Below are 11,476 nucleotides of genomic sequence, written 5' to 3' on the forward strand. Positions count from 1 at the left end.
CAGCTGGATAATTCCAACAACAGAAACTCACTCGTTAAGTACCAAGAATTTGTAATGGTAGGCTTAATAGCTGATCACCAGTAGATGCAAAATACCAGATAACACCAATCAAACTGCTCACTAAACCTACATACCAAACGAACGACACGACTTGCCCGTATTTGTCTAACGGTAACAAGTGACTGTGATGACGTCCTTTCCATTCAAACAGTATTTCAACACTGCCCATGATCAATAAGAAACCAAACAGAGTTAAATTCAACTGATAACTCAATACCACACCAGCAACGGCAGCCGCGACACAAAGTACAATGCCAAGCACACTGTTCATCGAGAAACTGATACTTTTAAGAACATGTCCGCCATCGAGAGGCAAAATCGGCAATAGATTGAACAGGTTTAATAGAGCATTAAATACTGCAAGGCCGGCAAAGAACATTTCGCCAGTCGCCCAATACAGCACCATAAATACTAACGACAATATCAGGCCGAACAATGGCCCCATGATTGAGATAACCACATCTTGCCAACGCGTATTAATCTTTTCATCGGATAACGCCAAGCCACCAAGAAATGGTATCAAATAGATCCCTTTGGTTTTCATGCCGAAGTATTTCATCGCTCTAATATGACCGTACTCATGGAACATTAAACAGGCGATTAAGGCCAAAGCGAACTGAATTGAAAACAACCATGAATAGGCCGCTAAACTCGCAGAAGCAAGTACGACCTTGATTAGCTTGGCGCTTTTAAGCGCTTTCATACCAAGCGACACCAACCCAATTAAGCTAAAACGCTTCTCTGGTTTAGGAGCGACAACAGGAGTTTGTTGTTCAATATCTTTGGTGTTTCGATTGCCTTCGGTAATGGTTTGCCCATTCACCGACGCTTTATACGTCATCTCAAACGGTTGCCACTGAACGGTCGATTCAACGTGACACTGCAACGTTTCTTCGCCAGCGCGTAGTGTAAATTCGTGTTTTCGGGCGTCTTCTTGGTCTGTGGTCGCATCTAATTGAGATACCAAAGTGTTATCCCAATACAACTGTTGCCACCCTGCCATTGATCCTTCTAAACGAAGCGGTTTTCCAAGAAACTCTATCGCGAGTAATTCCAAACTTAAAATTCCAATTTAATGACTTCTAACGAGTGTCGATATTATGCCGATTTAGCGAATGGTGGTAAACAGAAACAAAGTTGTTACATATTGAGCTATTGAACACTATTTATACCGCAACGATGCATAAACACTCTGGTCACACCTCCAACCACGAATAAATTATTGATTATACTTATATTATCGATGTTAAAGTGCCACCCCTTTAAAACATAACCTCACAAAATAACAACTCTTTCTTTGACTTTATATAAAACATGAATTTAACATACCATTTACATTAGAGCTTCAACACCAAAAATGCTCAGTGTGTTTTCAAACCATAATAACGAAATTCGATGCCCTAGGAGGGTCAAGGATGAAAACAATACAACGCTCTCTCGTTTCACTTTCAGTACTATTTGCATGTAACTCACTTGCGGCTGGTTTCCAAGTTGCTGAGCATTCTGCCTCAGGTCTTGGTCGTGCCTTTTCAGGTGAAGGTGCAGTAGCTGATAACGCGAGTGTACTAGCGAGAAACCCCGCCGCAATGACCCTATTTGATACAGCCCAATTTTCAGGCGCAGTTTCTATCGTTGATCCAGAGGTTAACGTTTACGACGTTGACGCTAACGAGCATTCAAAAGATGTTGCTCCATTACAAGTCGTGCCAGCCGCATATTACATCAGCCCAATCAACGAAAAATGGGCTTGGGGTATCGGTATGTTCACCAATTATGGTGTTGCTACGGATTACCCTGATGACATCTCGGCAGGTGATATGGCTGGTGATACGTCGCTCTTATCTGTAAATCTAAATCCAAATATTGCGTATCGCGTGAATGAATCATTTAGCGTTGGTGCAGGTTTAAACCTTGTGTATGCGGAAGCTGAACTTACTCGCCATAAAGGCGAGCTCGCTAACTTTGTTGGTGGAAATCCATCTGACAAACTTATAGGCATGACCGGTGAAACATTTGCCTATGGTTGGAATGTTGGCGCGATGTATGAGCTGAACGAAAACAATCGCTTTAGTATCGCTTACCGCTCTTCTGTTGATCTTGATTTCGATGACGGTGAATTTACCAGCTACGATTCAGGTAGAGCAACATCTCCCAAGGTTGATGGTCGTCTTCAAATCGAGCTTCCTTCTATTCTGGAGCTTTCAGCATTTCACCAACTTAACGAACAATGGGCAATTCACTACGGTTGGCAACAAACTGATTGGAGTACTTTTAAGGAGTTAAAAGCAACAAGTCCAGATTGTACTGACAACGGTGTAGCAGGTCAGTGCTTCTACAAACCTGAAAAATATGAAGACAACAATCGATATTCACTAGGCGCAACGTACCAACTAAACAGTAAGTGGACATTAAGAGCTGGTTACGCTTATGACGAACAAGCTGGTGAAGCAACTTTAAGCATTCCTGATAGTGATCGTATGTGGTATAGCGCTGGCTTCACTTATGTTTGGAGCGAAAATATGACTGTCGATGCAGGATTCGCACTTGTTGTAAGTGATGACGGTGAGTTCACTGAGACAAATGGCGCTCAGCAAGAAAGGACTTTCGAAGCAGAAGGTACCGCTTACCTTTCTTCAGTTCAGCTTAACTACACTTTTAACTAAATCAGGATCGTATCATGAAACGTAACTTTAAGATCTCTCTACTATGTTCAGCGATCCTGCTAGCAGGTTGTGGCGACAACACCGAAAGTTCGGTAACAAGTAACCAACAACTTGAAGCCTATCTAGAAACGTCTTTGGCAAGAGCGACAACTCAAAAAATGCTCTTGCAAGGTAGTAATGCATCAGTTCCTTTAAGCAATAACCTATTATTTGACTCTACAGATGGCACGTTAGCGATCCCAACAGGTGGCGACGATAGCATTTCTAACCCAAAAGCAGCATTAAATTATGCCGATGGTTTTTCGACCAGCATGCCAATTTACATCGAGTTTGAAGGCGACGGTTTTGGTGATACTCCTGGAGTTGTTACTTCCGGAGTGACATTGTTGAAGCTTTCTAAAAAGCTAACAGACACATCCACAGCGGCTCAAGTACCAACACCTGTTGCTAGCTCTGAATACACAGTTTACAAAGTAGGCTCAAACCTAGCAATTACACCTAATACTCCTTTTGATGAGAAGTCTGAATATTTGCTTGTTGTTACTGATGATGTTACAGATGTAAATGGTAACCCAGTAGGTACATCGCAAAGCTATGCGGCTCTCAAAACAGCCACTAAAACTTATTCAACCGGTGACTTAGCTAGTGCGCAAACTTTAATTAAAGGTCAAGAAGCTATAGCTGCGGCTGTTGGTGTTGATGCGGAAAAGATTGTGTATTCAGCTTGGTTTACTACAACTTCTGTTGGTGATGTTCTCGCCTCTACAGCATCGTTGATTGGTGGAATGATTGATGCTGGAGCCCCACTTTCGACTTATTGGAATGGCAGTGCAAACCCAAATAGTGTCGATCTGTCAAACGCTTATAATCTTAGCCTAGATTCTTCATCAACAGTTCCGTTTGCCACAGCAATCGCTGCAGATGCTGACTTTAAAAAATATCTTGCCGATGACGATGCAACAGAAAATGCCACTTTGATTGGAGGCATAAATCTCCTTTACTCTAACGCTGGTATCAGCACTACGTCGGTAAACGTGACTAAAGGTACTGTTCAACTCCCATATTTCTTGGAAACCGATCCAACTAAGTTCTCTACAACGCCATTTGCATCAGCATTGGACAGTTTAGCGGTTATCAAAAGCGCACTAACGGATAGCTCTACAAGTTCTTTCGTTGGTGGAGAGTTGGTTAAATTAGGATTAGACCCAACAAACCTTAGCGCAGCTGATGTCACGACTTTAATGGGAAAAACACTCACAAAGGACGCAAGTGGAACAGCTCTAGATAGTGAACGTCTTGTCACTCAATATTCACCAATACCACAAATTAAATCACTCGAAGCTGTTGATGTGCTTTTGTTTACACCCACAACTGGCACGCCTTCAGGTGTAGTCATTTATCAGCACGGTATTACCTCTGTAAAAGAAAACGCGTATGCATTCGCGGCTAATTTAACGGCTGAAGGTCTTGCTGTCATTGCAATTGACCACCCTATTCATGGGTCTCGTTCACTTGCCGGAGGTGCTATTTCAACTAACGATAATGCTCTGTACTACTTGAATTTAAGTGCTTTGCCTGTTGCCCGTGACAATATTCGTCAAAGTGCGCTTGATGTAATAGGTCTTCGTATGGCACTTGAAAAAGTGGGTAATGACTTTACTGGTACACCATTAGCCGGAGTTGATGTAAAAGACACAACCGTTAAGTTTATGGGCCACTCATTGGGTGGCATTACCGGATTTACTTCTGTTGCGACATCAGAAATTGCTGGCACACATAAATTTAGCTCGGCGGTATATGCTAATTCAGGTGGTCACATAGCCGAATTATTGTTTGCTTCTGAAACGTTTGGTCCTGAAATCAAACACAATCTGGCTAAACAGTTAAATGCAACGTATCGGGATTCAGTGGCTTCAGCTTGTACTACGGACGACATTGAAGATGGCGATTGCTATACCGCTTTTGCTACTGGAAACCCAACCAGCGCCGCAGCAATTGAAACTGAATTAGTTGCATTTAAAGTCGCCGCTCAAACCCTTATTGACACGGTCGATCCACATTCACTAGCAAACACTGAGGACCTGTCATCATTTAGTTCTAGCTATCCAACGTTGTTGATCCAGTCGCAAAACGACGAAACTGTACCAAACAATGGTAATGATGATAACGATAAACCATTGTCTTACACGGCTTCGTTTGTTGGTTCTGAAGGATTAGATTCAACTTTAGGGTTGGATGACTCTACAAAAGCTAGCACTTCAACTGGAAACCGAGTGTTTGTTCAGTATAACGAAACGGCTAAGCACTCTACGATCATCGGACCGCAAGCAGACCTTTCTGATGCCACTCATACCCTATCAATGAGAGCTCAAGTAGCTGATTTCTTAGAATCGGATAGCCTTGATGCAGCAGCACCGGATGCTTTATTGGAATAACTAAGACTTTAGCTTATTCACTAAACCAAATGCCAGCCTAACCGCTGGCATTTTTGTATCTGCCGTTCGAACAATTTCCCTAGTTAACCGTTTGCATAAAACTTTAAAACACAAATGGTTGATCTCAGCTAAAATTAATCAAGACAGAATACCGTACGACCTCTTTCTTTATTGTAAATAAAGTGGATAATAGCCCCGTAATTTAATACCTAATAATTGTGAGTCCATTATGTCTTCTGAAGCTACTATGCTAGAACGCTGCCAATCTAAATGTGAACTATGTGGTTCTGATTCTTCTCTTACTGCATACGCAGTGCCGCCACACAGCCACGTAACAGTGGATCACGGCATCATGGTATGTGACAAATGTCTTGGTGAGATTGACGATCCTAAAGATATCAACCACTGGCGTTGTCTGACTGACAGCATGTGGAGCCAGGAAGCGCCAGTTCAAGTAACGGCATGGCGTCAACTTACTCGTCTGAACACAGAAAGCTGGGCTCAGGACGCGCTAGACATGATGTACCTTGAAGAAGAAACATCAGTTTGGGCACAAATCGGCATGTCTGCTGATGACAAGCCTCTTGATGTGAATGGCGTTGAACTTAAGAAAGGTGACGACGTAACAGTAATCAAAGACCTGCCAATCAAAGGTACTAACCAAGTGATTAAGCAAGGTACTGTTATTCGTGGTATCAGCGTTGGTGACGATCCTAAGCTTGTTTCTGGTAAAACAAACGGCGGTCAATCAATGTACGTAATCGCTGAGTTCTGCCGTAAGAAGTAATCTTACTGTAAGAAAGTGATAGAAAACGAAAAGGCGCTAATTAGCGCCTTTTTTCTTGGAAAAATTTAACCTATTCCGTTGTTCTAGAAACCACTGCCTACGTTAAAGTAGATAGCGCGTTCTTCATGGCTTTGCGCATAATCCATCCCAAGGTGCAAACCGTAACGTCTCGCGATTTGGTATCGAAAGCCGACACCTCCGGCATTGACGGTACTGTCGTGGCTTATGCCGTTATCTTGCTTTGCAACCCCTGAACCGTAAAACCCAGACACCTTCCAACGATGAGTGATGCTATACGTCAATTGGCCTTGAATTGTTTCAATCTCATCTCCTTGGTACCGATAAGATGACACCCCGCGTAACGACACGTACGGTTTCGCTGTGGGTGATACAAACAGGTCTTGCTGTTCGAAGCTTTGATAATTTGCAGCCAAGCCTAACGTCCATTTATTGGCAATTGGGATATAGGCTTCGCCATCTATGTTCAAATTTCGGTAATTGTAATCACTGCCAATCGCATCGTCGTACACCATGTAATCTGCAGACAATTTGTAACCTTTGGTTGGATAAAATAAATTATCTCTTGTGTCATATTCAGCCTCCAACCCTAAACCAGAAGTAACCGATTCGTTACCCAAAATTCGGTCTAAAACCATGTTATCAAATTCAATCTCAGACTTAGCTAATAACTGCTTTATTCCCAACATCCAAGGCGTATGCCCAATCCGGAACTGCACCTTTTGTGAAAGTACGGCTACCGAAGTTGACGTGCCTATTCTAAGGTCATGATCTATGGGGCCCCAGTTGATTGATGTGTACAAATCCAAATTCGCAACACCAAAGCCGCCGCCTCCTGTGTAACGAATGGAATCATTCATCCAAGATCGTCTATGGCCACCAAATACAAACCAAGTTTCGTTCTCTGTCCCTACTGCGCCCACTACTGACATTGCTGAGGGTACTAACTGCGCACCACCATCTATGGCAGAAAGAGCAGCTTGCTTTCTTTGTCGCTTTTCCTCATCCGTCTCATGTAAAAACAAACCAGCCACACCGCCGCCGTACCCCACCGCAGGCTCGGTAATCAAAATTGGGATAGGCAAAAAGCCATATGCGTTTTCCGCAAGGTGATGCCCCATATCAAATTGACCATCAACAGGATCATAAAACGATGCGAAAGAAGATGTTGTAAATAAAAAGCAGGAAAGAAGAACAATGCCGCCGCAGCGAGTCATAAAATTTGCCTCATAAAAAAGACCGGGTGACGAAACCCGGCCGAAAGTTTGCTTCCTTGCAATAAACATAGAAATTAAACACTTATTGCCAATAAAGGGGGTCCTTAATCGACGGGCATAGAATAGGCCAAATAATGGTGTTGCCCTACTCCTATATAGAGGATGTCGCCCTACAAAATTAAAGAGCTTTCGAGATGACAGAAACGCAAAAGGCTCATATAAATGAGCCTCTATTAATAAGTTACCTACATTCTTCCTTTGCTAATATTGACTCAATACTCGATCAACATGTTCTTGTATAACAGATAAAACCGATAATTTTACATCCTTCACTTGCTTAGAATGATTGCACCAAAGCGCAAAACCGAATTTGAATCCTTGGTGCATTTCAGACGACTGTATAGGTTCAATGTCGTAATGGGAAAATTCAGAATGAGCAAACGTTTTTGGTAACAGTGCCCACCCTAAACCGGCTTCAACCATTTTAATAACTAACGTCAATTGATCGACTTCTTCGTTATCGGAGCTGATGGTTACTTTTTCTGACATTCCCTCTTCAATAAACGATCTCAAGATAAACTGCTTTGAATTTCTTAACGCTAAAAGTACATCCTCTTGCGCCAAAGATGAGAACTCACCATTTTTTTGAACGAATGGGGAAAACTCAATGTGACCTAGAAAAGTCGCATCAAAGCTGTGTATACCCCGGCTGTCATGCACATTGACTAATCCAAAGTGGTACTCGCCACTTTGAAGGCCCTTCTTAATATCCTTTTTGTTTCGGATTAAAAAGTTCACTCGCATCATCGGGAAATCACGACGCAGTTTCTTTCGAATATCCAAAAGCATTTGATGAGGTATCACACCAGAATAAGCAAAGGTGATGTTTTCCAACCCGCCATAAGAGAGGCTCAATGCTACCTTATCGAAGGTACGAGCTTGTTCAATGGTTTGTTTAGCGTAATGGTAAAGAAGATGCCCGTCTTCTGTCGGCTTTACAGAGCGCCCAACCCTTTCAAATAGGCTTACCGCGAGTTGGTCTTCAAGGTTAGTAATAACCTGCCCGATTGTCGTTCTGTGTTTATTGAGTTTAACGGCGGCTTTGCTGAAAGAGAGTTGGTCATAAACGGTAACGAACGCGAGAAGTTGTTCAATGCTGAAATTCATTTTGTTGTGCTTACTTTTAATCGTTATGTATTTAAATTATCACAGGTTGGCGAAATATCTACTTTGTCAGAATAATATTAGTGAAAATAATTCTTCAATTTGAAACAAAAAAACCTACGTAAGCTAGTAGGTTTTATCGTTGATGTCAAACGAATAACTTAAATGTATTCGATAACTCGAGCTAGATAGTTAAAGTCCCCAGAATCACCGTGGTAATTACGGTAAACATCGACACTGAAATATCTAGGTTGGTCCACTTGAATATGCTCAGCAATTCGCTGCTCGATGGATTCTAGAGTTTCACCTGTTTGCGAGTAAATGTATTTCTTGGTGGTCTTTTGAAGCTGGCGTTCTTTAGCTTCTTTGTGTGTGACGTAATTGTTCACGTCAACCCACTGACCAATGTAGTCAATCTCCACGTAGTCTGAATTTTCTTCAACCATGAACAACGCCGCTTCTTGTTGAACGTCGGCCAGTTGTAGCATGTCGTTATCGACTTTTTGCTGTTCCATTGAGGTCACATTTTGTGCCATGGCAGCGCTAGACGTTGCCATGATAAGTAGCGCTAAAACTGTTTTATTCATTTTACGATATCCCTAAATTAAGGTAATTCTGTTACCCAAGGTTTGCCCTGAGTTGCTTTGTGATAACCATATTCGTATATGGTTAATAAATAGTGTTCATCAAACATGTCTTTGGTTCGTTTGGCGTAACCAAAGTCGTGCTCGATGTAAGTAAATTGCATATCAATGTTGTTGATTTCACAGATGTATTTCATTCGATATAAATCACCACGTGTTTGAGCAAGAGTCAGGCTTGATACGCTCTTTGCTACTAAATCTAGACCCTTATCTCTCAGCGAGTGGTACGGCGCTTTCAGTGCTCCATTTCGAATAACATCGAGCTGTGGTGGTTTTTCTAACCCAAGAGCATCTGAGATCTGCTGATAGTCGAAGTTAGATGGATTGAAAAATACTTGAGCGGCTAAACCACCATCGACGTGAAGTTCTTCATAACTTTTACCTTCGTACTTCACATTGATAAACTGCGGTGGGAAGACTCCAGGAATAGAAGCACTTGCTGCTAAAACCTTATATATAAGTTCAGACTTATCTGGCATGTCACTATTTGCAATTGCGCCCACATTCCAAATGACAAGCTCTCCAGAATCAAAGTGTGTGCTACCAATAAACAAACGCTTACCGTTGCGGTGTCGCGCAGCAATTTGCTCGATCATCGGTTCAGGGAACGCCTGAGCGATAAATTGATTCAAGTTTTTACCGTCAGTAAAAGCATCTTTAAACACGGTGTTTAAAAAGTTCTTTTTGCCGAGCACTGATTTGTCATTGATGTTTAACATCACCTCCTTCATCTTCGGAAATGCATCTCCGCCGATGAATACAAATGGTGCCATTAGCGCTCCTGCACTGATGCCAGTAACTATTGAGTAGTCTTTCAATTGGCCAGATTCTTCCAGCCCTATCAAAATACCGGCTCCAAAGGCTCCGTTCGCGCCGCCTCCTGACAAAGCTAAGATATTTAGTTGCTCACCTGACACTTTAATTGGCGTTGTTTGATCGATTGGAGAGTATAAGAAGTCTGGGTTCTCACTCGCCCACATACGCAATGGCTCTTTTACTGATATCGCTTCTTCTACAACCACTTCTTTGTAATTGTCTTTGTGTACGCGTACATCCAACGTGTGGGGTGAGCTACATGCCACTACAAGTAATGACAAAGCAACGGTAAAACCCGAGGAAATTAGACGGTTCATAATTAGGCTCATTTAATATTTTCTAAAATGATTCAGAGACTCTGTTTAATCAAAAGAACAGCTATAAACAGAGAAGTTAATAAATAGGGATAAAGTGAAGTCCGTCTCTTTCTGGGAGTAATATAGCTAGGTTTAGTCTTAGCTCGTAATCTCGTTTGTAGGATGCGACCCATCGAATAGGTACACCCTCCACCACTATCGGAGTTAAACGCTCTACCCGATTTTGACCACGTTGAAATCGTGGGTAGGCTCTACAAATTCATATTGTGCATTGATTGTTTGTAGCTCCCAAGTGCCATAGCTTTTAGTTAGCTCCAACACACCATAGACCGCGTTATTTGCATGTCGGAATGCAGCTACGGGAGACATTCTCTTTATTAACCCTGCGGTAAACAGGCCAGAGATAAGGTCACCGACACCAACCGGTTGTTGAGCAAATTCAATGTTCGGTCGTTGGGCTAAATAACATGCCTTTTTCGTTGCTAAAATCATACTGAACGCGTCATCGGGTAATGAGTGAAGATGCTTCACGAGCACCATCTTTGGACCAAGCTCCAATGCTTTCTTACATGCTGTAACCGCGTCATAAAGGGAGAGGATTTTAATGCCGGTCAATTCACTTAGTTCAAATTGGTTTGGCACTATAACATCGGCTATAGGAAGCAAGTGTTTAGTAATGGCGGTTCTAACGCCATCCTCAACGATACAACCTTTATCTGGGTCACCCATTACAGGGTCACAAACATAGAGTGCACTGTGGTTCTTTTCTTTAACTAAATTAACCGACTCGGCAACCGCTTTACATTGGTCTGCGCTTCCCTGATAACCCGATAGGATCGCACCACAGTCTTTCAGTACGTTGATGTTGTCTAAGCCTCGAATCAAGTTTCGAATATCATCTGAGCCGAATGTTTGCCCGGTCCAACCTTGTTGATATTGAGTGTGATTAGAGAACTGAACAGTGTGGATTGGCCACACATCGAGTCCCATTCTTTGGATTGGAAAAACCGCAGAACTGTTTCCTGCATGCCCGTAAACCACGTGAGATTGAATAGAAATAATGCTTTTCATGCGTCGCTCTTTCAGTTTGAAATGGATTTGAATACTTGGATAAGACGACTAAATAAACACAACGGAACATCAAGATAGGAAGTTTTATCGATCTAACCACTGTGCTTATTTGGTCGGAATAGCCTCGACATCGCCGAGGCTTATTCTTAATGAGTTGGACGTCATCGGCTTTAAATCATGTATTTGATTCTAAGCCAGACTTGAACTTATGCGTCTTGAAACTCAGCGAAGTACTCATCCAATACAGTGCGTGTTGCACGGCCGATTAGCTCGTACTCGTGGTG

Annotated in this window: 9 protein-coding genes; 3 read left to right on the forward strand and 6 right to left on the reverse strand. The window is 42.4% G+C overall.

Going from position 1 to position 11,476, the window contains the following annotated elements; genetic code table 11:
• Positions 1–34 precede the first annotated feature (34 nt).
• Positions 35–1,117, reverse strand: a complete 1,083-nt coding sequence (locus tag AB4167_RS00530; RefSeq protein ID WP_017060065.1) for a site-2 protease family protein — start codon at positions 1,115–1,117, stop codon at positions 35–37.
• 358 nt (positions 1,118–1,475) lie between these two features.
• On the opposite strand from AB4167_RS00530, the gene AB4167_RS00535 reads away from it, so the two are divergent.
• The 3 genes from AB4167_RS00535 to AB4167_RS00545 all read left to right on the forward strand — a co-directional run bounded on the left by AB4167_RS00535 (position 1,476) and on the right by AB4167_RS00545 (position 5,945).
• Positions 1,476–2,723 carry a porin gene (locus AB4167_RS00535; RefSeq protein WP_050654485.1) on the forward strand — a complete coding sequence of 416 codons (1,248 nt, stop codon included), beginning with the start codon at positions 1,476–1,478 and terminating at the stop codon, positions 2,721–2,723.
• A gap of 14 nt (positions 2,724–2,737) precedes the next feature.
• A complete protein-coding gene (locus tag AB4167_RS00540; RefSeq protein ID WP_372135965.1) occupies positions 2,738–5,158 on the forward strand; it encodes a VolA/Pla-1 family phospholipase in 2,421 nt (806 codons plus the stop codon).
• A gap of 229 nt (positions 5,159–5,387) precedes the next feature.
• Positions 5,388–5,945 (forward strand): PhnA domain-containing protein, encoded by a 558-nt coding sequence (locus tag AB4167_RS00545; RefSeq protein WP_017060062.1) that lies wholly within the window; start codon positions 5,388–5,390, stop codon positions 5,943–5,945.
• 83 nt (positions 5,946–6,028) lie between these two features.
• Here the strand turns inward: AB4167_RS00545 and AB4167_RS00550 are convergent, their stop codons facing one another.
• From AB4167_RS00550 to pdxY, 5 genes are all read right to left on the reverse strand, one after another.
• Positions 6,029–7,180 carry a BamA/TamA family outer membrane protein gene (locus AB4167_RS00550; protein WP_017069662.1) on the reverse strand — a complete coding sequence of 384 codons (1,152 nt, stop codon included), beginning with the start codon at positions 7,178–7,180 and terminating at the stop codon, positions 6,029–6,031.
• Positions 7,181–7,441: 261 nt separating this feature from the next.
• Positions 7,442–8,347 (reverse strand): LysR family transcriptional regulator, encoded by a 906-nt coding sequence (locus AB4167_RS00555; RefSeq protein WP_372135966.1) that lies wholly within the window; start codon positions 8,345–8,347, stop codon positions 7,442–7,444.
• Between the two features lie 158 nt (positions 8,348–8,505).
• Positions 8,506–8,931, reverse strand: a complete 426-nt coding sequence (locus tag AB4167_RS00560) for a hypothetical protein (protein ID WP_102394485.1) — start codon at positions 8,929–8,931, stop codon at positions 8,506–8,508.
• Between the two features lie 17 nt (positions 8,932–8,948).
• Positions 8,949–10,121, reverse strand: a complete 1,173-nt coding sequence (locus AB4167_RS00565) for a patatin-like phospholipase family protein (RefSeq protein WP_017060058.1) — start codon at positions 10,119–10,121, stop codon at positions 8,949–8,951.
• 213 nt (positions 10,122–10,334) lie between these two features.
• Complete coding sequence (pdxY, locus tag AB4167_RS00570; protein WP_017060057.1) at positions 10,335–11,192, reverse strand: pyridoxal kinase PdxY; 858 nt, start codon at positions 11,190–11,192, stop codon at positions 10,335–10,337.
• Positions 11,193–11,476: the final 284 nt, after the last annotated feature.

Origin of the sequence: Vibrio sp. 10N.286.49.E11, assembly GCF_041469505.1 — a bacterium.
GTDB lineage: Bacteria > Pseudomonadota > Gammaproteobacteria > Enterobacterales > Vibrionaceae > Vibrio > Vibrio crassostreae_C.

What these genes read in the sequence shown, in the direction of transcription:
- AB4167_RS00550 (WP_017069662.1), bottom strand. Translation starts at nt 7,180, where the DNA reads ATGACTCGCTGCGGCGGCATTGTTCTTCTTTCCTGCTTTTTATTTACA.
- AB4167_RS00560 (WP_102394485.1), bottom strand. Translation starts at nt 8,931, where the DNA reads ATGAATAAAACAGTTTTAGCGCTACTTATCATGGCAACGTCTAGCGCT.
- AB4167_RS00555 (WP_372135966.1), bottom strand. Translation starts at nt 8,347, where the DNA reads ATGAATTTCAGCATTGAACAACTTCTCGCGTTCGTTACCGTTTATGAC.
- AB4167_RS00545 (WP_017060062.1), top strand. Translation starts at nt 5,388, where the DNA reads ATGTCTTCTGAAGCTACTATGCTAGAACGCTGCCAATCTAAATGTGAA.
- AB4167_RS00540 (WP_372135965.1), top strand. Translation starts at nt 2,738, where the DNA reads ATGAAACGTAACTTTAAGATCTCTCTACTATGTTCAGCGATCCTGCTA.
- pdxY (WP_017060057.1), bottom strand. Translation starts at nt 11,192, where the DNA reads ATGAAAAGCATTATTTCTATTCAATCTCACGTGGTTTACGGGCATGCA.
- AB4167_RS00535 (WP_050654485.1), top strand. Translation starts at nt 1,476, where the DNA reads ATGAAAACAATACAACGCTCTCTCGTTTCACTTTCAGTACTATTTGCA.
- AB4167_RS00565 (WP_017060058.1), bottom strand. Translation starts at nt 10,121, where the DNA reads ATGAACCGTCTAATTTCCTCGGGTTTTACCGTTGCTTTGTCATTACTT.